Annotated in this window: 19 protein-coding genes; 5 read left to right on the top strand and 14 right to left on the bottom strand. The window is 63.5% G+C overall.

The genetic code is table 11. The features are described 5' to 3' along the window. Nucleotides 1-68 precede the first annotated feature (68 nt). The 7 genes from hscB to EVC45_RS18345 form a co-directional block, all read right to left on the bottom strand. Nucleotides 69-596: a Fe-S protein assembly co-chaperone HscB gene (gene hscB / locus EVC45_RS18375; protein ID WP_129959362.1), complete on the bottom strand. Its 528-nt coding sequence runs from the start codon at nt 594-596 to the stop codon at nt 69-71. A 138-nt stretch (nt 597-734) separates the two neighbouring features. Then, nucleotides 735-1058 (bottom strand): iron-sulfur cluster assembly protein IscA, encoded by a 324-nt coding sequence (gene iscA, locus EVC45_RS18370; RefSeq protein ID WP_129959361.1) that lies wholly within the window; start codon nt 1056-1058, stop codon nt 735-737. A 78-nt stretch (nt 1059-1136) separates the two neighbouring features. Further along, entirely contained in the window at nt 1137-1550 is a 414-nt protein-coding gene (gene iscU / locus EVC45_RS18365; RefSeq protein ID WP_129959360.1) for a Fe-S cluster assembly scaffold IscU, read from the bottom strand. A 72-nt stretch (nt 1551-1622) separates the two neighbouring features. Continuing rightward, nucleotides 1623-2846 carry an IscS subfamily cysteine desulfurase gene (locus tag EVC45_RS18360; protein ID WP_129959359.1) on the bottom strand — a complete coding sequence of 408 codons (1224 nt, stop codon included), beginning with the start codon at nt 2844-2846 and terminating at the stop codon, nt 1623-1625. An 83-nt stretch (nt 2847-2929) separates the two neighbouring features. Next, nucleotides 2930-3460 (bottom strand): Fe-S cluster assembly transcriptional regulator IscR, encoded by a 531-nt coding sequence (gene iscR, locus EVC45_RS18355; protein WP_013089819.1) that lies wholly within the window; start codon nt 3458-3460, stop codon nt 2930-2932. Nucleotides 3461-3604: 144 nt separating this feature from the next. Continuing rightward, entirely contained in the window at nt 3605-4102 is a 498-nt protein-coding gene (locus tag EVC45_RS18350; protein ID WP_129959358.1) for a low molecular weight protein-tyrosine-phosphatase, read from the bottom strand. A 155-nt stretch (nt 4103-4257) separates the two neighbouring features. Continuing rightward, entirely contained in the window at nt 4258-4497 is a 240-nt protein-coding gene (locus tag EVC45_RS18345; RefSeq protein ID WP_129959357.1) for a hypothetical protein, read from the bottom strand. 276 nt (nt 4498-4773) lie between these two features. Here EVC45_RS18345 and EVC45_RS18340 point away from each other — a divergent pair, with 276 nt between their 5' ends. Continuing rightward, the gene (locus tag EVC45_RS18340; RefSeq protein ID WP_129959356.1) at nt 4774-5310 is read left to right on the top strand and encodes a hypothetical protein; all 537 of its coding nucleotides are present in this window, start codon (nt 4774-4776) and stop codon (nt 5308-5310) included. A gap of 95 nt (nt 5311-5405) precedes the next feature. On the opposite strand, the gene EVC45_RS18335 is transcribed toward EVC45_RS18340, so the two are convergent. Together EVC45_RS18335 and EVC45_RS18330 are read right to left on the bottom strand one after the other, a co-directional pair. Continuing rightward, nucleotides 5406-6821, bottom strand: a complete 1416-nt coding sequence (locus tag EVC45_RS18335) for a lactate utilization protein B (RefSeq protein WP_129959355.1) — start codon at nt 6819-6821, stop codon at nt 5406-5408. 111 nt (nt 6822-6932) lie between these two features. Continuing rightward, nucleotides 6933-7655: a (Fe-S)-binding protein gene (locus tag EVC45_RS18330; protein WP_129959354.1), complete on the bottom strand. Its 723-nt coding sequence runs from the start codon at nt 7653-7655 to the stop codon at nt 6933-6935. A gap of 180 nt (nt 7656-7835) precedes the next feature. Between EVC45_RS18330 and EVC45_RS18325 the strand changes: the two genes are divergently transcribed. After that, nucleotides 7836-8666, top strand: coding sequence for an IclR family transcriptional regulator (locus EVC45_RS18325; RefSeq protein WP_129959353.1), 831 nt, complete (start codon nt 7836-7838; stop codon nt 8664-8666). Between the two features lie 153 nt (nt 8667-8819). Here the strand turns inward: EVC45_RS18325 and pbpG are convergent, their stop codons facing one another. Continuing rightward, nucleotides 8820-10010: a D-alanyl-D-alanine endopeptidase gene (gene pbpG / locus EVC45_RS18320; protein ID WP_129959352.1), complete on the bottom strand. Its 1191-nt coding sequence runs from the start codon at nt 10008-10010 to the stop codon at nt 8820-8822. A gap of 780 nt (nt 10011-10790) precedes the next feature. On the opposite strand from pbpG, the gene EVC45_RS18315 reads away from it, so the two are divergent. Continuing rightward, nucleotides 10791-11366, top strand: a complete 576-nt coding sequence (locus tag EVC45_RS18315; RefSeq protein ID WP_013089827.1) for a phasin family protein — start codon at nt 10791-10793, stop codon at nt 11364-11366. A 3-nt stretch (nt 11367-11369) separates the two neighbouring features. On the opposite strand, the gene EVC45_RS18310 is transcribed toward EVC45_RS18315, so the two are convergent. From EVC45_RS18310 to aceE, 4 genes are all read right to left on the bottom strand, one after another. Continuing rightward, the gene (locus tag EVC45_RS18310) at nt 11370-11603 is read right to left on the bottom strand and encodes a hypothetical protein (protein ID WP_129959351.1); all 234 of its coding nucleotides are present in this window, start codon (nt 11601-11603) and stop codon (nt 11370-11372) included. An 82-nt stretch (nt 11604-11685) separates the two neighbouring features. Continuing rightward, complete coding sequence (lpdA, locus tag EVC45_RS18305) at nt 11686-13464, bottom strand: dihydrolipoyl dehydrogenase (RefSeq protein WP_129959350.1); 1779 nt, start codon at nt 13462-13464, stop codon at nt 11686-11688. 129 nt (nt 13465-13593) lie between these two features. Then, nucleotides 13594-15228 (bottom strand): dihydrolipoyllysine-residue acetyltransferase, encoded by a 1635-nt coding sequence (gene aceF / locus EVC45_RS18300; protein WP_129959349.1) that lies wholly within the window; start codon nt 15226-15228, stop codon nt 13594-13596. Nucleotides 15229-15312: 84 nt separating this feature from the next. Further along, nucleotides 15313-18009 carry a pyruvate dehydrogenase (acetyl-transferring), homodimeric type gene (gene aceE / locus EVC45_RS18295; protein WP_129959348.1) on the bottom strand — a complete coding sequence of 899 codons (2697 nt, stop codon included), beginning with the start codon at nt 18007-18009 and terminating at the stop codon, nt 15313-15315. A gap of 275 nt (nt 18010-18284) precedes the next feature. On the opposite strand from aceE, the gene fixL reads away from it, so the two are divergent. Next, on the top strand, nt 18285-20801 hold the full coding sequence (fixL, locus tag EVC45_RS18290; RefSeq protein WP_168991500.1) for an oxygen sensor histidine kinase FixL: 2517 nt from the start codon (nt 18285-18287) through the stop codon (nt 20799-20801). After that, nucleotides 20798-21442, top strand: coding sequence for an oxygen response regulator transcription factor FixJ (gene fixJ / locus EVC45_RS18285; protein WP_062129599.1), 645 nt, complete (start codon nt 20798-20800; stop codon nt 21440-21442). Before fixL ends, fixJ begins: the two co-directional genes overlap by 4 nt. The last annotated feature ends 331 nt before the right edge of the window (nt 21443-21773 follow it).

Genomic DNA, 21773 nt, shown 5'->3' with positions numbered 1-21773 from the left:
CCGTTGCTCTTTCGGCGTGTTGCTGCTTGCCGGCGCAACGCTTGTTGCGCGCGTCGCCCGAAACCGCGCTAGCCTTCGAGCCGCTCGATCTGCACGTCGATTTCCGACGCGACGCGCTCGATGAACATCATTTGCCGCACCGCTTCGGCCGCCGCCTGATTCGCGCCGCTATCGAGCGATGCGCCGAGCTTGTCGAAGCGCTGACGTTCTTCGTCGCGCAACTCGACGAGCAACGCGTCGAGCGCGTCGACGTTCTTCGCCGCCGCTGCGTCCTCGATGTTCTCGCGCCACTCCATCTGCTGCATCAGGAACGCGGGCTCCATCGCCGTGTTGTTCTCGACGCCGACGTTGATCCCGCGCAACGACAGCAGATAGGCTGCGCGCTTGAGCGGATCGCGCAGCGTCTGATACGCCTCGTTCGCGCGCGTCGCCCATTGCATCGCGATACGCTTTTGCGCATCGCCGGCCGCCGCGAAGCGATCCGGGTGCACCTGCGCCTGCACGGTGCGGTACGCGTGATCGAGCGTGCCCGCGTCGAGCGCGAATTGCGCCGGCAGACCAAACAGATCGAAGTGGCTATCCTTCAGCGAGGCCATCGAATAAAAGTCCGTTGATGAAAACGTCGTGTGGGAACGTTGGGCCGTGTCAGGCGTGAGCGCTTCAGTCGGGCGCGGACCAAACTAAAAAGGCGGCCCGCGCCGCCTTTGATCCGCCGCACGCGGAAAGTATCGAACCTAGACGCGGAACGACTCGCCGCAACCGCATTCGTCTTTCACGTTCGGGTTGTTGAACTTGAAGCCTTCGTTCAACCCTTCGCGCGCGAAGTCGAGCTCCGTGCCGTCGATATACGCAAGACTCTTCGGGTCGACGACGACCTTCACGCCGCCCGTCTCGAACACCTGATCTTCCGGTGCAAGTTCGTCTACGTACTCGAGCTTGTAGGCGAGGCCCGAGCAACCGGTGGTGCGCACGCCGACGCGCAACCCGATGCCTTTACCGCGGCGGGTCAGATACTTCTGGACGTGCTGTGCTGCCTTTTCGGTCAACGTAATTGCCATAACGTTTCTCAGTTGCCAGAGTGCGCGGCGCGCGTGTTCGCGCCGCGCTCACCGGTTGCTTCCTTCTTACCCTGTTGCTCAGGCGGCCTTGCCGTCTTCGGCCACCGCTGCTTCGCCGTGGCGCTGCTTGTAGTCGGCGACCGCTGCCTTGATCGCGTCTTCCGCGAGAATCGAGCAGTGGATCTTCACCGGTGGCAGTGCCAGTTCTTCGGCGATCTGCGTGTTCTTGATCGACATCGCCTGGTCGAGCGTCTTGCCCTTCACCCATTCGGTGACGAGCGAGCTCGATGCGATGGCCGAGCCGCAGCCGTACGTCTTGAATTTCGCGTCTTCGATGATGCCGTCCGCGCCAACGCGGATCTGCAGCTTCATCACGTCGCCGCAGGCCGGCGCGCCGACCATGCCGGTGCCGACCGCGTCGTCGTCCTTCGAGAAGGAACCGACGTTGCGCGGGTTTTCGTAGTGGTCGAGGACCTTGTCGCTATAAGCCATGATTACACTCCTTGATTCGTTTCAACCTGCAATCCGATGAACGTTCGATGTCCGCTTCGTCCAGCCGGCGCGTCAGTGCGCGGCCCACTGGATGGTCGACAGATCGATCCCGTCCTTGTGCATTTCCCACAGCGGCGACAGATCGCGCAGCTTGGAAATCTTCGTCTTCAGCAGGTTGATCACGTAATCGACTTCCTGCTCGGTCGTGAAGCGTCCCACCGTGAAGCGGATCGAGCTGTGCGCCAGTTCGTCGTTGCGGCCAAGCGCGCGCAGCACGTACGACGGCTCCAGCGATGCCGACGTGCACGCGGAGCCCGACGACACCGCGACGTCCTTCACCGCCATGATCAGCGATTCGCCTTCCACGAAATTGAAGCTGATGTTCAGGTTGTGCGGCACACGCTTTTCCATGTCGCCGTTCACATACACTTCTTCGATTTCCGACAGGCCTTTCAGCAGCCGGTCACGCAGCATGCGAATGCGCTCATTTTCGGTCGCCATCTCTTCGCGCGCGATGCGGAACGCTTCGCCCATGCCGACGATCTGGTGCGTGGCCAGCGTGCCCGAACGCATGCCGCGCTCGTGACCGCCTCCGTGCATCTGCGCCTCGATACGGATACGTGGCTTGCGGCGCACGTACAGCGCGCCGATGCCCTTCGGGCCATAGGTCTTGTGCGCCGAGAACGACATCAGGTCGACCTTCAGCTTCTGCAGATCGATCTGGATCTTGCCGGTGGCCTGCGCCGCGTCGACGTGGAAAATGATGCCCTTTTCACGCGTGATCTCGCCGATCGCCTCGATGTCCTGAATGACGCCGATCTCGTTGTTGACCGACATCACCGACACCAGAATCGTGTCCGGACGCAGCGCCGCCTTGAACGCGTCGAGGTCGATCAGACCGTCGTCCCTGACGTCCAGGTAAGTGACTTCGAAGCCTTCGCGCTCGAGCTCGCGACAGGTGTCCAGCACCGCCTTGTGCTCGGTCTTCACCGTGATGATGTGCTTGCCCTTGCTCTTGTAGAAATGCGCGGCACCTTTCAGAGCGAGGTTGTCCGACTCCGTCGCACCCGAGGTCCAGATGATTTCGCGCGGATCGGCGTTCACGAGCGCGGCGACCTGCTCGCGCGCTTCCTCGACCGCGCGCTCGGCGGTCCAGCCATAGGCGTGGCTACGCGACGCGGGGTTGCCGAACTGCTCGCGCAGATACGGAATCATCTTGTCCACCACACGCGGATCGATCGGCGTCGTGGCGCTGTAGTCCATGTAGATGGGCAGATGGAGAGAGTCGTTGTTCATCAATTGCTCCGGGGACGTCATGTGCTCTGGCTTCTGGGTTCGATCTGGGGCTGCGGCGAAAGGGTTCTATTGCGTGCCGCGCTTCACGAACCGGCCATGTTGAATACGGAATTGGGACCTTTCGGCGCCACGCGGACGGGTTCGACCGCCGGCGCGTCGCTGCGCCTGTCGCGCAGCACCGCCGGGGCGCCTTCGCGCGAGCGCTGCTGATCGACCAGATCCTTCAGCGAAACCGAATCGAGGTATTCGACCATTTTCTGGTTCAGCGTCGACCACAGCTCGTGCGTCATGCAGTGGCCGTCGTGCTGCTTGGTGCCTTCGCACGTGCCCTTGCCGCCGCACTGGGTTGCGTCGAGCGGTTCGTCGACCGCGATGATGATGTCGGCCACCGTCACCTCTTCGGCACGGCGCGCGAGATTGTAGCCACCGCCCGGTCCGCGCACGGACTCGACGATTTCATGACGGCGCAGCTTGCCAAACAGCTGCTCGAGATACGACAGGGAGATGTGTTGGCGCTGGCTGATACCCGCAAGCGTCACCGGGCCCTGCTCCTGGCGAAGCGCCAGGTCGATCATCGCCGTGACGGCGAAACGGCCTTTCGTGGTGAGTCTCATATGATGTGGGAACCGCAATTCTCGACAAGTTTTGTCAAGTATAAATACATGAGCGATTTAGTCAAGTATGGGCGGCAAATTTTGTGTCGTTCGCTTAATTGATCGCCATACTTCGGCGCCACGCCTGCGTTCGTCGCCCGATACCTACGCGAGCAACTGCGGACGCAGCGCAGCAATCAGCCCGCGGCAGGCGGCTTCGCACTGATCGAGCACCAACTCGAAGCCTTCGGCGCCGCCGAAATACGGATCGACTACCTCACGCGCGCCGCTCCAGCGGCCATCAGACTCCGGCACGAACTCCATCAGCAGACGGATCTTGTCACGCTGCGCGGGCGGGCACAGTTGACGCAACGCGGCGACGTTGCGGTCGTCCATTGCAATTAGTAGATCGAAACGCTCAAAGTCTACGACCGTGATCTGGCGGCCGCGCAGCGCATCGAGCGCATAGCCGCGCTGACGTGCCGCGAGTTGCGCACGTTCGTCGGGCGCCGCGCCGATGTGCCAATCGCCGGTGCCGGCCGAATCGATCAGGATTCGGTCCGCGAGCCGCGCCTCCTCGACCAGATGACGCATCACGCCTTCCGCCGTCGGTGAACGGCAGATATTGCCGAGGCAAACGAAACAGACGGAAACAGTTTTCATCGGGAATTCTTCGACGGATGAGGCGCCGCGCGTGGGGTCGGCAGACAGTCAGCGGACTGCGCGGCGATTATACAAAGCTCGACGGATTCGCGCCGGCCGTGCCACAGCCGCGCGAGCGCAGCGGGCCTCGAACCGTCGCGGCCCGTCGCGCCTGCTTACGACGCCTCGGCAAGGGGCGCCGCGGTGGCGGCGCGCATCGGCTTGGCCGGCAATGCCGCCGCGCTGTCGATCATGCCGTACGACACCGCGCGCGCGAGTTCGGCGGTCAGATGATTGGCGTCGAGCGGCATCTGCGAAGCGCGCGACGCGGTTTGGCCGTTGACGTGAAGATAGGCGAGCACCGCGAGCGGTACAACGATGGCCAGAGGCCAGTACACCGATATTGTCTTTTTCATGATGTGTTTTCCAATTAGGGGCGCATGAGCTCGTGGCGCACTATGCCCAGTCGAAATGCTATAGGAATTCACAATCAGGAAAAACCCGCCCGAACGAGATAGTTCGTTGCTCGAAATGGAACAGTGAATTGACGGCGCTTTCTGGAACGATGGCAGACCCGCTGGCACGAAAAAGAAAAGCTTACAAACACATACAAAGCCGCCGCGACGGACGGCGATAATGATGGTCTTATTCTTACACCTATATTTCTTTGCACTTGCAAACGGTCCCGCAAAATGAAACGCATTGCACCTCTCGCTGGCCTCGTGGCTGCCGCTCTGCTCGGCGGCTGCGCGGTCTATCCGGACGGCACGCCGATGTACGGCAACGGCTACGGCGCCTATAGCGGCTACGACGGTTATGACGGTTCCGCGTACGCGCCGGGCGCCGCAGTCGTGCCGCAAACCAATGTGTACCTCGGCTACAGCGATTACGGTCCGGGACGCTACTACGGCCCGGGACCGGGCCCCGGCTATCGCGGCTATCCGGATCGCGGTCATCCAAACGACAACGACTGGCACCACGGAGATCACGGCGATCACGGCAACGGCCATGGCAACAATGCCGGCGGTCCCGGACAACCGCACGGCGGCCCACCGCCGCAGGGCGCAGCGGGCGGTCCGCGCGGCCCTGGCGGCGCCAGTGGCGGCCCGCGCCCCGGTGCAGGCGGCCCGCCGCCGGCACAGCCGCAAGCCGGCAACGGCGGCTGGCGTGGCAACGACTCGGCGAGAAATCCACCCGCGCGTCAGCCTGGCCAGATGACTGAACATTGAGGTCGGAGCGGCGCCGAACTATCCCGCCTGCTTCTGCACTCACCCCGAAGGCTGCGCGAGCGCGCAGCCGTCAAACCCCTCCCAAGGCCGCCCGCTCAGCCAAGATGGCTGCGCTGCGCGGCATACAACTCCCGGAACGTACGACCCACCGGCGCCGGCATGTCGCGCGTATCGGTCCAGCCCGCGCCGCCGAGCGGCAGTTTGGCGATCGACCGATTGCGCCCACCCATGCGCTCCAGCACCCGCACGGCGAGTTTGGTTAAGAGCGCATAGGCACCGGGATGCAGCGCGAGCCAGCCCCACAGCGCCAATCCGGCGCGCTCCTTCCAAGGCCGCAGGTGTCGCTCCGTCTGCTTTTCGCGCAGCTTGCGTAGCAGATCGGACAGCGGGATACCAACCGGGCACACGCTATTGCATTCGCCGCACAGCGTCGCCGCTTGCGGCAGATCGAGCGCCTTGTCGATGCCGACATAGCTCGGGGTCAGCACCGAACCCATCGGTCCCGGATACACCCAGCCATACGCGTGGCCGCCGACCTTCTGATACACCGGGCAATGGTTCATGCACGCGCCGCAGCGTATGCAGCGCAGCATCTCCTGAAAGTCGCCGCCGATCAGCCCCGTACGCCCACCGTCGACGAGCACCACGTACATATGCTCCGGCCCGTCCTGATCGCCCGCGCCACGCGGCCCGGTCAGCATCGAAAAATAGTTCGAGGTCGCCTGGCCCGTTGCCGAACGCGGCAGCAGGCGCATCGCAGTCGCGAGATCCTCGAGCGTGGGCAGCACCTTCTCGATGCCCGTAACAGCGACGTGCACGCGCGGCATCACCGTGCACATGCCTTCGTTGCCCTCGTTGGTCACGACCGCGACCGAGCCCGTTTCCGCGATGATGAAATTGCCGCCCGTCACGCCCATGTCGGCACTAAGAAAATGCGGTCGCAGCATCTCGCGCGCCTCGCGCGTCATGTCGGGAATCTCGGTGAGCCGCGGTCGGCCGTGCGTCTTCGCGAACAGGTCGGCGATCTCGTCCTTATCCTTGTGAACGACTGGCGCGATGATGTGGCTGGGCGGCTCGTTGTCGTTGATCTGCAGGATGTATTCGCCGAGATCGGTTTCGATCGACTGCACGCCCATCTGCCCGAGCACCTCGTTCAGGCGCATCTCCTCGGTGACCATCGACTTGGTCTTGATCACCTTCTTCACGTCATGCTTGCGCGCGATGTCACCGACGAGTCGCGCGGCCTCCTGCGTGGTCTCCGCGAACAACACCGTCACGCCGCGCCGGGTCGCCTCGCGCTCGAAGGTTTCGAGCCATACGTCGAGATTGTCGAGCGCGCGATTGCGACGCTCCTTGAGCGCCGCACGCGTCGCGGGGAAGTCGATCGCGGTCATCGCGCTCGCGCGCGCCGACACGAACTTCGTGGACAGCTTGGTCAGGTTCTGCTGCAGGCGCTGGTCGGCGAGTTTCTGACCGGCGCGAGCCTTGAACTGCATCGATTGGACTTGCATGGCGGCCCTGATAAGATCGGATTGAAACGCGCGCTGCATTCTCGCGCGACGCAATGCGTGACAGCAAAAAGGAACGCGACGCGAACAATGGCCCGGGTTCCCCGCGCGGGACTACACGTCGCCGGCCAGCACCTGCGCGATATGCAGCACGCGCGTCGTCGAGTCGCCGTTGCGGCGCAGCCGCCCTTCGATATTCAACATGCAGCCGAGGTCGCCGAGCACCACCGTACCCGCGCCGCTCGCCGCGATGTTGGCGCACTTTTCGTCGACGATCGCGGTCGAGATATCGCCGTACTTGACCGCGAACGTGCCGCCGAAGCCGCAGCAATGCTCGCAGCCTTTCATCTCGATGACCGCGACGCCGACCTGCGCGAGCAGTTCGCGCGGCTGCGCCTTGACGCCCAGTTCGCGCAAGCCCGAACATGAGTCGTGATAAGTCACCTGTCCGGTGAATTCGCCCGGTTGCAACTGCACTTTCGCGACGTTGACGAGAAAATCCGTCAGCTCGAACACCTTGCCGCGCAGGCGACCGAAACGGTTCATCAGTTCGGGATCGTCGCGGAACAGGTCGCCGTAGTGCGCGCGGATCATGCCGCCGCAGGACCCCGACGGCACCACCACGTAGTCGAACTGTTCAAATTCGCGCAGCGTTTTCTCGGCGAGTTCACGCGCGAGCCGGCGGTCTCCGGAGTTGTACGCGGGCTGCCCGCAACAGGTTTGCGCGGGCGGCACCACGACATCGAAACCGGCGCCTTCGATCAGCTTGATGACCGAAAAACCGATTTCGGGACGCATCAGGTCGATCAGGCACGTGACGAACAATCCGACTCGCATGAGCCCTCCTTTCGGGGAAACGTCCCTGATTATCCGCTGTTTGGCGGTGCAATACCAACGACCGGAAGGCATAGGAAGCACGCCGCGCCGGATTGGGAGCGCGCTTCGAAGCGCGTTCGCTTTTTTCACCATACGGGATACAATCAGTTTTCGCTGTTTGACGCATCCACCGATTCTCATATGAGCGATACCAATCCGGACCCCAAAACTTCGATCCAGGTGATCGAACGCATGATGCGCCTGCTCGACGCACTGGCGTCGCATACCGACCCGGTCAGCCTGAAAGAACTGGCCCTGCGCACGGAGCTGCACCCGTCCACCGCGCACCGCATCCTGAACGATATGGTGATGTGCCGGCTGGTCGACCGTTCGGACCCGGGCACCTACCGCCTCGGCATGCGCCTGCTCGAACTCGGCAATCTCGTCAAGGCGCGCCTGTCGGTGCGCGACGCGGCGCTCACGCCGATGCGCGAACTGCACCGCCAGACCGGGCAGACCGTGAATCTGTCGGTGCGTCAGGGCGACGAAATCGTCTATATCGAACGCGCGTATTCGGAGCGCTCGGGCATGCAGGTGGTGCGGGCGATCGGCGGGCGTGCGCCGCTTCATCTGACCTCGGTCGGCAAGCTGTTTCTCGCCGCCGACGAAGCCACCCGCGTGCGTGCCTACGCCACACGCACCGGTCTGTCGGGTCACACGCAGAACAGCATCACCGATCTCGCGAAACTCGAGCGCGAGCTGTCGCACGTGCGCCAGCAGGCCTGCGCGCGCGACAACGAGGAACTGGAGTTGGGCGTGCGCTGCATCGCCGCCGGCATCTACGACGATACGGGCAAACTGGTCGCAGGCCTGTCGCTGTCGGCGCCGGCCGATCGTTTGCAGGATTCGTGGCTCGGACAATTGAGCCAGACCGCGTTGATGATTTCGGAGTCGCTTGGCTACCGGCCGCAACCGCAGCAGGACCATTCGCACGGCTCTCATGGCTCGCATGGTTCCCACGGCCAGCATTGATCGATGAGGCAGCGGCCGTCAGGTCGCCGTTGCATCCCTTCGCCGCCGTGCCCTCGCCGGCGCCAAAGAAAAAGCCTCGCATCCGCGAGGCTTTTTCTTTGCCCGATGGCCGCAGCCGGCCTGAAACCGATCGGCTGCGGAATCGTTCCGGCTTCAGGTACCCGGACCGCCGGCATCGGCGCTCGTGATACGCGGCTGGTCGCCGCCGTTGTCGAGCCACGTACGTAGACGCGTCGCGTCCGCGAAACGCGAGTACTTGCCCGACGAGTCGAGCAGCACCAGGATCATCGGCCGGCCGTGGATGGTCGCCTGCATCACGAGGCACTCGCCCGCTTCGTTGATGAAGCCGGTCTTCTGCAGACCGATGTCCCATGTCGGGTTGCGCACCAGCGCGTTCGTGCTGTTGTACGCGAGCGTGCGCTTGCCGGTGTACACCTCGTAGCTGTGATCGGTCGAGAACTTGCGGATCAGCGGGTACTGATACGCGGCGTTGACCATCTTCACGAGATCGCGCGCGCTCGACACGTTCATGCTCGTCAGACCGGTCGGGTTCTCGAAGTGCGTGTCGTTCATGCCGAGCTGCTTCGCCTTCGCGTTCATCGCCGCGAGGAAGGCCGGACGGCCGCCCGGGTAGTAACGCGACAGCGCCGCCGCCGCGCGGTTTTCCGACGCCATCAGCGCGATGTGCAGCATGTCCTCGCGCGACAGTACCGAGCCCACCGACAAACGCGAACCCGTGTTCTTCTCGTAGTCGCGGTCTTCGTCGGTGACTTCGATCTGGTCGGTCATCGGCTCTTTCGAATCGAGCACGACCATCGCGGTCATCAGTTTGCTGATCGACGCGATCGGTACCACGGCACGCGAGTTCTTGTCGAACAGCGACTCGCCGCTGTTCTGGTCGATCACGTACGCGACGCTCGAGCGCAGCATCAGCGCGTCCGGTGTCTCGTGCAGACCGAAGGCCTGGCCGACGCTCGGCTGGCGCGGCTCGTACGCGACACGTCGCATCGCCGAATGGTGCCGGCCGTTCGCCGTGAATGACACACGCTTGCGTTTGACGCCGGCGTGCGGCGCATCTTCGTCAGCGGCGGCGGCTTTCACGGTCTCGCCCTTGCCGGCTTTCGCCGCACGGCTCGACACCTTTTCGGTGGCGGCCGGCTGCGTCGGCTTTTTGGCGGCTTTGGCGTGTTTGGAAGTTTTTGCGGTTGCAGCAGACGTAGCGGCAAAAGTGCTGACAGGGGTAGCGAATGCCGCTGCGACGGCCAGCGAGACGGCGACCGACAGAGCGGTGCTGCGCGCCGCGCCGTGGAGCACTTTTAGCGACGAAAACATGTCGGTTTTCATGTGTGTTCGATAGGGAGCGGCGAGAGGTTTCCGCAAGTGTAGTAAAGCAACGAAAAATTAGCAATTTGAAGCACTTATACGCGCTCCTTAAACCGGCTTGTCAGCTCCGATCGCAAAAACGCCAATAAGTGCCGCGCCTCGATCGAAAAAAACGATCGTCGCCGGCGAGCCTCGCCATTGCCGCCGCCCAGCTTAAATCGAGCAGATCCTTGCAGGATAACGGCAATATTGAGACGACCTTGATCCGGGGAGATACTGTCAGAGCAGCGGCGAAACTACTGCGCCGCGCCATGAAGGCGTTGCGAGCGTGCGACAGACTATTAAGTGCCTGACGAAAGTCACTAACGCGCGTTCGACTGCCATCGTCCTTTAACGTTCCTTGTCACCTTGTGGTTTACATCGAAATCGTGATGATCGGTTTTTGAGGGCAGGAATCCCCGTGAAGCACCTCGCTCCGCCCCGTATACAGGCTTTGAGGGGGAAAAATAATTTCCCGAGCGCCTGCCGAAGGGTGCTTTATCTCGCACCATCAAGGTGCAACGACTCAATCGTTCCGCGTCATGTTAATGTCATGCCTACTGCATAAGCTACTGTTTTATCGGCATTTTCTTAACATTGTGCGACGCACAAAAAACGCTTGACATTCTTTGTAGCCATCCTAAAATGGGAACCATTGCTGCGATGCACAATACATCGCGGTCCGGGCAGACGAGCAACTTGCGTCTTGCCACCCACCCAATGCGGTCCGCACAGACCGGCCGCGATCCAGGAGCGTAAACCATGACTCTGCTGACCCCTGAGCAATTCGCCGCAGCCCAGAAAGCCAACTTCGAAACCTTGTTCGGCCTGACGACCAAAGCATTTGAAGGCGTCGAAAAGCTGGTCGAGCTGAACCTGCAAGTTGTGAAGTCGACGCTCGCCGAAAGCCAGGAAAATGCCCAACGCGCGCTGTCCGTGAAGGACGCGCAGGAACTGCTGGCACTGCAAGCAAGCCTCGCGCAGCCGGTGGCTGAGAAGGCGCTGTCGTATGGCCGCCACGTGTACGAAATCGTTTCGGCAACGCAGGGTGAATTCACCCGCGTCGCGGAAGCGCAATTCGAAGAGCAAAACCGCAAGGTTCAGGCGCTCGTCGAAAACGTCGCCAAGAACGCGCCGGCTGGTTCGGAAACCGCTGTCGCCGTGATGAAGTCGGCTATCACCGCCGCCAACACCACGTACGAAACGGTCCACAAGGCTACCCGCCAGGCTGTCGAAATCGCCGAAAGCAACTTCAATGCAGCTGCAACGGCCGCTTCGAAGGCAGCTTCGCAAGCCGCTGCGCAAGCATCGCGCGCTGCTGCCAAGAAGGCAGTCTAAGCTTCACGCTTGAACACGCCAGGCTTCACGCCTGGCGTCGTCTTTCACGCCGGCCCAGCCTACCCGCTGCGCCGGCGTTATCGTTAGCAACAGCGTCGCGCCGTTGCCGCTCATACGGTTTGATTTTCCGAACGCTCCGATACGTTGCAATAGCGTATCGTTTGCCCGGCCGCCAAGCCGGGATTTTTTTGCCCGCATAACGGCCCTCGCGAAAACAGAAACGGCGCGCTCCGACATGGAGTGCGCCGTTTTTCTTTGCCGCGCGGCTTGACCCGCTTCGCCGCGCCCGCACGTCACCATGCAGGCACGGCATACCGCCTTACTTCTTCTTGACGGGCGGCAGATCGGTACAGACGCCTTCATACAACTCAGCGGCCATGCCGACCGATTCGCCGAGCGTCGGATGCGGATGGATCGTCTTGCCGATATCCGTCGCATCCGCGCCCATTTCGATCGCGAGACAGACTTCGCTGATCAGGTCACCCGCATTCAGACCGACGATACCGCCGCCGATCACGCGATGCGTTTCCTCATCGAACAGCAGCTTCGTGAAGCCTTCGTCGCGGCCGTTGGCGATCGCGCGGCCCGACGCGGCCCACGGGAACACCGCCTTGCCGAACTTGACGCCTTCGGCTTTCAGCTGCTCTTCCGTCTTGCCGGCCCATGCCACTTCCGGATCGGTGTAAGCCACCGACGGAATCTGCATCGCGTCGAAGTACGCCTTCTCGCCATGCGCGGCTTCCGCCGCCACGTGGCCTTCGTGCACGGCCTTGTGCGCGAGCATCGGCTGACCGACGATATCGCCGATCGCGAAGATGTGGGGCACGTTCGTGCGCTGCTGCTTGTCGACGTCGATGAAGCCGCGATCGGTCACCGCAACCCCTGCCTTTTCCGCGCCGATCCGCTTGCCGTTCGGCGAGCGGCCCACGGCCACCAGCACGAGGTCATAGCGTTGCGGCTCGGCCGGTGCCTTCTCGCCCTCGAACGACACGTAGATGCCGTCGTCCTTCGCTTCGGCCGCAGTCGTCTTGGTCTTCAGCATCACGTTCGCGAAACGCTTGCTGTTGTACTTCTCCCAGACCTTGACCAGATCGCGGTCCGCGCCCGTCATCAGGCCTTCGAGCATTTCGACGACGTCGATCTGCGCGCCGAGCGTCGAGTACACGGTCGCCATTTCGAGGCCGATGATGCCGCCGCCGATCACGAGCATGCGCTGCGGAATCTGCCGCAGTTCGAGCGCGCCGGTCGAATCGACGACCCGCGGATCTTCCGGAATGAACGGCAGCTTCACCGCTTCCGAGCCCGCGGCGATGATCGCCTGCTTGAACCTGACGACCTTCTTGCCGCCCTCGGTCTGCACTTCCATATGGTTCGGATCGACGAATGCGCCGGTACCGACCACCACTTCGACCTTGCGCGCCTTCGCCATGCCGGCGAGACCGCCGGTCAGCTTCTTGACCACGCCCGACTTGAAATCGCGCAGCTTGTCGAGATCGATCTGCGGCTTGCCGAACGTGATGCCGTGCGACGCGAGGTCAGCCGCTTCGTCGATCACGAGCGCGGTGTGCAACAGCGCCTTCGACGGGATACAGCCGACGTTCAGACACACGCCGCCGAGCGTCGGATACCGCTCGACCAGCACGGTCTTCATGCCGAGGTCGGCGGAGCGGAACGCGGCCGAGTAGCCGCCGGGACCCGAACCGAGCACGAGCATGTCGCACTCGATGTCGGCGCTGCCCGCGTAGCTGCCGGCTTGCGGAGCCGGCGCGGCGGCCTTCGGTGCCGCAGCGGCAGGCGCCGGCGCGGGAGCGGCCTTTTCCGGTTCCTTGGCCGCCGGTGCGGCTACGGCCGCGCCGTTCACCGCTGACTCGACGAGCGCGATGACCGTGCCCTGCGAAACCTTGTCGCCCGGCTTGATGCGTACTTCCTTGACGGTGCCGGCGGTGTCGCTCGGCACTTCCATCGACGCCTTGTCGGACTCGAGCGTCAAGAGCGACTGCTCCTGCTCGATGACGTCGCCCGGCTTGATGTTGACTTCGATGACGTCGACGTCCTTGAAGTCACCGATGTCCGGCACTTTTACTTCGACGAGACTCATGGTGTCCCCTTCTCTTATTGATCGGTGATGAGCGGCGCGTTCGACGCGCACAGCACGCGAACGCGCGGACGGCGCGACGCGGACCAGTCGAAACTATCCGCGCCCGCGCCGGCGGACCTCAACAGCCGGTCAAAGAATCACACGCCGGAAATCGGCAAGAATCGAACCGAGGTACGCGTTGAAGCGCGCGGCTGCCGCTCCATCGATCACGCGATGGTCGTACGACAGCGACAGCGGCATGGTCAGGCGCGGCACGAACTGCTTGCCATCCCACACCGGCTTCATCGCGCTGCGCGACAGGCCGAGAATCGCAACTTCAGGCGCATTGATGATCGGCGTGAAATGCGTGCCGCCGATCCCGCCCAGCGACGAGATCGAGAAGCAGCCGCCCTGCATCTGGTCCGGCTTCAGCTTGCCGTCGCGCGCGGCTTTCGACAGGTCCGCCATTTCCTTCGCGATCTCGACGAGGCCCTTCTTGTCCGCGTCGCGAATCACCGGAACGACGAGGCCGTTCGGCGTGTCCGCGGCAAAACCGATGTGGTAGTACTGCTTGAACACCAGGTTGTCGCCGTCGAGGCTCGCGTTGAAGGTCGGGAACTTCTGCAGCGCCGCCACGCAGGCCTTGATCACGAATGCGAGCATCGTGAACTTGACGCCCGCCTTTTCGTGTTCCTTGTTCAGCGCCACGCGCAGCGCTTCGAGCTCGGTGATGTCCGCTTCGTCGTTGTTCGTGACGTGCGGAATCATGACCCAGTTGCGATGCAGGTTCGCGCCCGAGATCTTCTTGATGCGCGACAGCGGCTTCGATTCGATCGGGCCGAACTTCGTGAAGTCGACCTTCGGCCACGGCAGCAGATTCAGCTCGCCACCGCCGCCTGCCGGCGCGGCTGCACCAGCCGGCGCGGCGCGCTGGCCGGTCATCACGCCCTTCACGAACGCGGTCACGTCGGCCTGCGTAATGCGGCCCTTCGGACCCGTGCCCTTCACCTGACCGACGTCGACGCCCAGTTCGCGCGCGAACTTGCGCACCGACGGCGACGCATGGCTCGGATGACGCGAACCGCCTTCGCCAGCCGGAATCAGCGGCGCCTGCGCGAGCGCGGACGGCGCGGCCGGTGCCGGGCTCGGCGTGGCCGGCGCGTCGGACGGCTTTTCGACCGGCGCCTTGGCTGCCGGTGCCGGCGCGGGTGCCGCGGCAGCGCCGCCTTCCGCTTCGATCACGACGATCACCGAGCCTTCCGACACGGTATCGCCAACCTTGACCTTCACTTCCTTGACGACACCGGCGGCCGAGCTCGGCACGTCCATCGTCGCCTTGTCGGATTCGAGCGTGACGAGCGACTGCTCCTTCTCGACGCGATCGCCGACCTTCACCGCGATCTCGATCACGGGAACGTCTTTGTAGTCGCCGATATCCGGCACCTTGATTTCCTGCACACCGCCGCCTGCCGCAGCGGGTGCGGGCGCCGCAGCGGGAGCCGCCGTCGGTGCGGGTGCAGCGGCCGGCGCCGCCGCAGCGGCGTTGGCGCCTTCCAGCACGATGATCAGCGCGCCTTCGGACACGGTATCGCCGACCTTGACCTTCACTTCCTTGACGACGCCGGCCGCCGAACTCGGCACGTCCATCGTCGCCTTGTCGGATTCCAGCGTAACGAGCGATTGCTCTTTCTCGACGGTGTCACCCGCCTTCACCAGCACCTCGATCACAGGAATGTCCTTGTAATCGCCGATGTCCGGCACCTTGACTTCGATCGCTTGACTCATTGTTAGTGTCTCCTGGGCCGCGCACGCCGCCCGCCCCTCGCGATGAGGAGCGGGCGGCGTGCATCGTGGCACACGGGTGATGCCTTAGACGGTCATCGGGTTGGGTTTGGCGGGATCAAGGTTGTACTTCTTGAGCGCCTCGGCGACCACCTTGCGTTCGATCGTGCCTTCGTCCGCCAGCGCGTTGAGCGCGGCGACCGTGACCCAGTAGCGATCGACTTCGAAGAAGTGACGCAGCTTCTCGCGCGTGTCCGAGCGGCCGTAGCCGTCGGTGCCCAGCACGACGAACTTCTGCGGCACGAACGCGCGGATCTGCTCGGTCAGCGCACGCACGTAGTCGGTCGACGCGATGACCGGACCCGGCGCATCCTTCAGCAGCTTCTCGACGTGCGACAGCTTCTTCTCTTCGGTCGGGTGCAGCAGGTTCCAGCGCTGCACTTCGTGACCTTCGCGCGCGAGCTCGGTGAAGCTCGGCACGCTCCACAGGTCGGCGTTGACGCCCCAGTCGCTCTTCAGCAGGTCGGCCGCGGCGATCACTTCGTTGAAGATCGTGCCCGCGCCCATCAGCTGCACATGCGGCGCCTTTTTATCAGCAGCGGTCTTGCTGAACGAGTACATGCCCTTGATGATGTCCTCGGCCACGGTCTCGCCCTGCGGGATCGCCGGGTGCTCGTAGTTCTCGTTCATCACCGTGATGTAGTAATACACATCTTCCTGGTCGGCGACCATGCGGCGCAGACCGTCCTGCACGATGACCGCGAGCTCGTAGCCGAAGGTCGGGTCGTAGCTGATGCAGTTCGGCACCGAAGCGGCCCACAGCAGCGAGTGGCCGTCTTCATGTTGCAGACCTTCGCCGTTCAGCGTCGTGCGGCCCGCCGTGCCGCCCAGCAGGAAGCCGCGCGAGCGCATGTCGCCAGCGGCCCATGCGAGGTCGCCGATGCGCTGGAAGCCGAACATCGAGTAGAAGATGTAGAACGGGATCGTGATCTCGCCGTGCGTCGAGTACGACGTCGCGGCTGCGATCCAGTCGGCCATGCCGCCGGCTTCGTTGATGCCTTCCTGCAGGATCTGACCGGTTTCCGACTCACGGTAGAACATCAGCTGGTCGGAGTCTTCCGGCACGTACTTCTGGCCGTCCTGATTCCAGATGCCGATCTGGCGGAACAGGCCTTCCATACCGAACGTACGCGACTCGTCCGGCACGATCGGCACGACGCGCTTGCCGAGCGCCTTGTCCTTCAGCAGGATGTTCAGGATCCGCACGAACGCCATCGTCGTGGAGATCTCGCGGCCTTCGCCCGTGCCCTTCAGGAGCGGCTCGAATGCCGACAGTTCCGGCACCGGCAGCGACTGGGCCTTCTGCCGACGCGCCGGCAGATAGCCGCCGAGGTCCATGCGCTTCTGGCGCATGTATTCGAGTTCCTTCGAGCCTTCCTCGAACGTCAGGTACGGCACGTCGACGATCTGCTCGTCGGTGATCGGCAGGCGGAACTGGTCGCGGAATTTCTTCAGCTGCTCCACCTGCATCTTCTTCTGCTGGTGGGTGATGTTCATCGCCTGGCCGGCTTCGCCCATGCCGTAGCCCTTGATCGTCTTCGCGAGGATGACGGTCGGCTGGCCCTTCGAATTGGTCGCTTCCGTGAACGCCGCGTAGATCTTGTGCGGATCATGGCCGCCGCGGTTCAGATTCCAGATGTCGTCGTCGGACCAGTCGGCGACCAGCGCCTTCAGTTCCGGTGTGTTGAAGAAGTGCTCGCGCACGAACGCGCCCGATTCCGACTTGTACGTCTGGTACTCGCCGTCGACCACTTCCATCATGCGGCGCATCAGCGCGCCCGACTTGTCGCGCGCGAAGAGGGCATCCCAGCGGCTGCCCCAGATGACCTTGATCACGTTCCAGCCGGCACCGCGGAATTCGCTTTCGAGTTCCTGGATGATCTTGCCGTTGCCGCGCACCGGACCGTCGAGACGCTGCAGGTTGCAGTTGATCACGAACACGAGGTTGTCCAGACGCTCGCGGCCGGCCATGCCGATCGCGCCGAGCGATTCCGGCTCGTCCGTTTCGCCGTCGCCGAGGAAGGCCCAGACCTTGCGGCCGTCGGTCTTCGCGATGCCGCGCGCCTGCAGGTACTTCATGAAGCGCGCCTGGTAGATCGCCATGATCGGGCCGAGGCCCATCGACACGGTCGGGAACTGCCAGAAGTCCGGCATCAGCCACGGGTGCGGATACGACGAGATGCCCTCGCCGCCGACTTCCTGGCGGAAGTTGTCGAGCTGCTTGTCGGTCAGGCGGCCGAGCAGGAACGCGCGCGAGTAGACGCCCGGCGACGAGTGGCCCTGCACGAACACGAGGTCACCGCCGTGCTCGGCCGACGGTGCGTGCCAGAAGTGGTTGTAGCCGACGTCGTACAGCGTGGCGGCCGATGCGAACGACGCGATGTGGCCGCCGACGTTGGTTTCCTTGCCGGCGCGCAGCACCATCGCCATTGCGTTCCAGCGGGTGTACGAGCGAATGCGGTGTTCGATGTCCTGGTCGCCGGGGTTCTTGGCCTGGCGCGCGACCGGAATCGTGTTGATGTAAGGCGTATTGGCGGAGAACGGCAGATGTTCGCCATGCACGCGTGCGAACTCGATCTGCTTCTCGATCAGGTAGTGGGCACGGTCAGGGCCTACAGCAGAAATCACGCCATCCAGCGCTTCCAGCCATTCGCCGGTTTCCTGGGGATCGTCGTCTTTATCGGCGGCGACATATTTCATGACTTCGTCGGGTACAGCGGACATGCTCGTCTCCTGGGTATGGGGAACGCACTTTGAACAGACGACGCGGACGCAGGAACGGCCGCGGCAGCTCCGGCCGATTGTAATAAGGGTCCCGACGTCAGCGCAACCAAATTTTCAAATTACGAGATCAATTCTCATAATGCGGAAAATTGCTGCAACGCAACCTGGTTTGACTGCCGTTCGACTGATCCGTCGGCTAGTTTGCGCCGATTAACTACACTTTCCGCGCTTTTTTGCGTCATTTGTCGAGGACGTGCTGAGCTACAATGCCACGCATGTTGACCGAACGGCTTTTCTCTCGCTCGGCGCGCACCGCGGGTTCGCCGGCGGATTCGTCGCCGTCCCCGCGCTGGCACCACGGACCCTGGTGGTCCAATTCCTATTTGCTGACGCCGCTGCTGTCGATCCTGGTATTCCTGGTCGTCATGAGCCTGATTCTGTGGAGTCTGAACCGGCGCGAGCAGCAGCAGCAGGAAGACACGCTGTACCGCAACGTCGCGTGGGCGCAGCAGCAGATCCGCCTGTCGATGACGGGCGCGCAGGAGCAGATTCAGGCGCTCGCGCGCGACCTCGCCGCCGGCCATGCCGACGAGCATTCGTTCCAGGTGACTACCACGGACATCATGCAGGGGCATCCTGAGATCCTCTACATGAACTGGTACACGGGGCAGCAGCAGCCGCGCTGGCCCAATGCCGCGCCGCCGGTGCTCGGCCAGCGGCTCGCGCGGCCGAACGACGCGCAGATGGACGAAGCGGTCAAGGCCGGTTTCGCCGAGGCGCGCAACACACGCCGCCAGGTGTACTCGCCGCTCATCTACGACGATCTCGGCAACGGCTTCATCACGCTGCAAACGCCGATCTTCCGCGACCGCGATTTCCTCGGCACGGTCGCCGCGGTGTTCTCGGTGGAAGGCATTCTGAAGCGCGACATCCCGCCCGAGCTGTCGGCCAAATACAAGATCTCGATCATCGACGTGAACAACCGCGAGTTGACCACCACGTCGACCCGCCCGCGCCTGCCGCGCGACATGTTTTACGACCTGCCGCTCGACCCGCCGGGCCAGGGCATCTCGGTGCGCGTGTACGCGTTCCCACAGATCACCAACTTCACGAACAACACGCTGGTATGGCTGGTGGCCGGCCTCTCCTGCTTCGTGCTGTGGAGCCTGTGGAGTCTGTGGAAGCACACGCGCCAGCGCTTCGAGGCGCAGCAGGCGCTGTACGCCGAAGCGTTTTTCCGCCGCGCGATGGAAAACTCGGTGCTGATCGGCATGCGCGTGCTCGACATGCATGGCCGCATCACGCACGTCAATCCGGCGTTCTGCCGCATGACCGGCTGGGACGAAAGCGACCTCGTCGGCAAGAGCGCGCCGTTCGCCTACTGGCCGCGCGACGCGTACCCCGAGATGCAGCGCCAGCTCGACATGACGCTGCGCGGCAAGGCGCCCTCGTCCGGCTTCGAGCTGCGCGTGCGGCGCAAGGACAGCTCGACGTTCCACGCGCGGCTGTATGTGTCGCCGCTGATCGACAGCTCGGGCCGCCAGACCGGCTGGATGTCGTCGATGACCGACATCACCGAGCCGAAGCGCGCGCGCGAAGAACTCGCCGCCGCCCACGAACGCTTCACGACTGTGCTCGAAAGTCTCGACGCGGCGGTCTCGGTGCTCGCCGCCGACGAAGCCGAGCTGCTGTTCGCGAACCGCTACTACCGGCATCTGTTCGGCATCCGCCCGGACGGCCATCTCGAACTCGCGGGCGGCGGTTTCGACAGCTCGCAGGCGTCGTCCGATTCGATCGACATGGTCGACACCTTCGTCGGCCTGCCCGCCGCCGCGCTGACCGAAAGCACCGCCGACGCGCAGGAAATCTACATCCCCGGCATCCAGAAGTGGTTCGAGGTGCGCCGCCAGTACATCCAGTGGGTCGACGGCCATCTCGCGCAGATGCAGATCGCGACCGACATCACGACCCGCAAGCGCGCGCAGGAGCTGGCGCGCCAGCAGGACGAGAAGCTGCAGTTCACGAGCCGCCTGATGACGATGGGCGAAATGGCCTCGTCGCTCGCGCACGAACTGAATCAGCCGCTCGCCGCGATCAATAACTATTGCTCTGGAACCGTCGCACTGGTTAAATCCGGTCGGACGACGCCTGACAACTTGCTACCGGTGCTCGAAAAGACCGCGCAGCAGGCGGTGCGCGCCGGCATGATCATCAAGCGCATCCGCGAGTTCGTGAAGCGCAGCGAGCCGAAGCGTCAGGCCACGCGGGTCGCGGACATCGTCGCCGACGCGGTCGGTCTCGCCGAAATCGAGACGAGAAAGCGGCGCATTCGCATCGTGACCGATCTGCGCTCACGGCTGCCGGTGATTTTCGTCGACCCGGTGCTGATCGAGCAGGTGCTGGTGAACCTGCTGAAGAACGGCGCCGAGGCGATGGCCGAAGCGCGCCCGAACGCGGTCGACCCGGTGATCCGGGTGGTCGTGCGGCTCGAGAGCGGGTTCGTTTGCATCAGCGTCGTCGATCAGGGGCCGGGTGTCGACGAAGCGACCGCCGAGCGTCTGTTCGAACCGTTTTACAGCACCAAGTCCGATGGCATGGGCATGGGGCTGAACATTTGCCGTTCGATTATCGAATCGCACCGCGGCCGTCTGTGGGTGGTCAACAACGTCGAATCCGACGGCCACATCACGGGCGCCACGTTCCACTGCAGTCTGCCTATTGGGGAGCCTGACGGCCCGAGCAACGGCGGGTCCGAGGCGCCGACACCACAAACCGTTACGGGAGAGCTATGAACAGCCCAGTCACCACACAGGAAACCGTCTTTGTCGTCGACGACGACGAGGCCGTGCGAGATTCGCTGCGCTGGCTGCTGGAGGCGAACGGCTACCGCGTTCAGTGCTTCTCGAGCGCCGAGCAGTTCATCGACGCATGGCAGCCGCACCAGCATCCGGGCCAGATCGCGTGTCTGATCCTCGATGTGCGGATGTCCGGCATGAGCGGGCTCGAGTTGCAGGAGCGCCTGATCGCCGACAACGCGTCGCTGCCGATCATCTTCGTGACGGGTCACGGCGACGTGCCGATGGCGGTGTCGACGATGAAGAAAGGCGCGATGGACTTCATCGAAAAGCCGTTCGACGAAGCCGAGTTGCGCAAGCTCGTCGAGCGCATGCTTGACAAGGCGCGCAGCGAAAGCACCAGCGTGCAGCAGCAGCGCGCCGCGGCCGAGCGCCTCGGCAAGCTGACCGCGCGTGAGCATCAGGTGCTCGAGCGGATCATCGCGGGCCGCCTGAACAAGCAGATCGCCGACGACCTCGGCATCAGCATCAAGACGGTCGAAGCGCATCGCGCGAACATCATGGAAAAGCTGAACGTCAACACGGTCGCCGACCTGCTGCGACTCGCGTTGTCGAACAAGCCGCAAACGGCGCAGTAATAGCCGCACGCAGCCGCACGCGCCGTCATACGCGGCTCTTCGTTCGAAGGGCCGTCAACGTGACCAGTCCGCGACGGCCGGATCGCTGCCATGCGGTTCGGCCTATGGGTCGCTCGTGAGCCGGCGCTGAGGTGCTGCCCACGCATCTCCAACGCATCGACCGTACTCCGCCCTTCCACTCAATCGTCGCCCCGCGCGATTCGCCAGGCATTGCCATTCGCCAGCGCGCTTCAAACGTCGCGTGACCACGCGGTTTGACAAGCGCGTCCGCGCCTCCTAACTTATACAAAGCTCGATAACGGGGTCGCTGATGCGCGACCGATAGGGGCAT

Origin of the sequence: Paraburkholderia sp. UYCP14C, from assembly GCF_004197395.1 — a bacterium.
Classification (GTDB): domain Bacteria; phylum Pseudomonadota; class Gammaproteobacteria; order Burkholderiales; family Burkholderiaceae; genus Paraburkholderia.
Note: the sequence above shows the minus strand (reverse complement) of the source record. Positions and strands in the feature narration are given on the sequence as shown.

Bases quoted from the DNA above. Each gene is read 5' to 3' on its own strand.
- pbpG (WP_129959352.1), bottom strand. From the start codon at position 10,010: ATGAAAACCGACATGTTTTCGTCGCTAAAAGTGCTCCACGGCGCGGCG.
- hscB (WP_129959362.1), bottom strand. From the start codon at position 596: ATGGCCTCGCTGAAGGATAGCCACTTCGATCTGTTTGGTCTGCCGGCG.
- EVC45_RS18330 (WP_129959354.1), bottom strand. From the start codon at position 7,655: ATGCGAGTCGGATTGTTCGTCACGTGCCTGATCGACCTGATGCGTCCC.
- lpdA (WP_129959350.1), bottom strand. From the start codon at position 13,464: ATGAGTCTCGTCGAAGTAAAAGTGCCGGACATCGGTGACTTCAAGGAC.
- iscR (WP_013089819.1), bottom strand. From the start codon at position 3,460: ATGAGACTCACCACGAAAGGCCGTTTCGCCGTCACGGCGATGATCGAC.
- EVC45_RS18345 (WP_129959357.1), bottom strand. From the start codon at position 4,497: ATGAAAAAGACAATATCGGTGTACTGGCCTCTGGCCATCGTTGTACCG.
- iscA (WP_129959361.1), bottom strand. From the start codon at position 1,058: ATGGCAATTACGTTGACCGAAAAGGCAGCACAGCACGTCCAGAAGTAT.
- EVC45_RS18315 (WP_013089827.1), top strand. From the start codon at position 10,791: ATGACTCTGCTGACCCCTGAGCAATTCGCCGCAGCCCAGAAAGCCAAC.
- EVC45_RS18310 (WP_129959351.1), bottom strand. From the start codon at position 11,603: ATGTCGGAGCGCGCCGTTTCTGTTTTCGCGAGGGCCGTTATGCGGGCA.
- fixL (WP_168991500.1), top strand. From the start codon at position 18,285: ATGTTGACCGAACGGCTTTTCTCTCGCTCGGCGCGCACCGCGGGTTCG.
- EVC45_RS18335 (WP_129959355.1), bottom strand. From the start codon at position 6,821: ATGCAAGTCCAATCGATGCAGTTCAAGGCTCGCGCCGGTCAGAAACTC.
- iscU (WP_129959360.1), bottom strand. From the start codon at position 1,550: ATGGCTTATAGCGACAAGGTCCTCGACCACTACGAAAACCCGCGCAAC.
- EVC45_RS18325 (WP_129959353.1), top strand. From the start codon at position 7,836: ATGAGCGATACCAATCCGGACCCCAAAACTTCGATCCAGGTGATCGAA.
- EVC45_RS18350 (WP_129959358.1), bottom strand. From the start codon at position 4,102: ATGAAAACTGTTTCCGTCTGTTTCGTTTGCCTCGGCAATATCTGCCGT.
- aceF (WP_129959349.1), bottom strand. From the start codon at position 15,228: ATGAGTCAAGCGATCGAAGTCAAGGTGCCGGACATCGGCGATTACAAG.
- aceE (WP_129959348.1), bottom strand. From the start codon at position 18,009: ATGTCCGCTGTACCCGACGAAGTCATGAAATATGTCGCCGCCGATAAA.
- fixJ (WP_062129599.1), top strand. From the start codon at position 20,798: ATGAACAGCCCAGTCACCACACAGGAAACCGTCTTTGTCGTCGACGAC.
- EVC45_RS18360 (WP_129959359.1), bottom strand. From the start codon at position 2,846: ATGAACAACGACTCTCTCCATCTGCCCATCTACATGGACTACAGCGCC.
- EVC45_RS18340 (WP_129959356.1), top strand. From the start codon at position 4,774: ATGAAACGCATTGCACCTCTCGCTGGCCTCGTGGCTGCCGCTCTGCTC.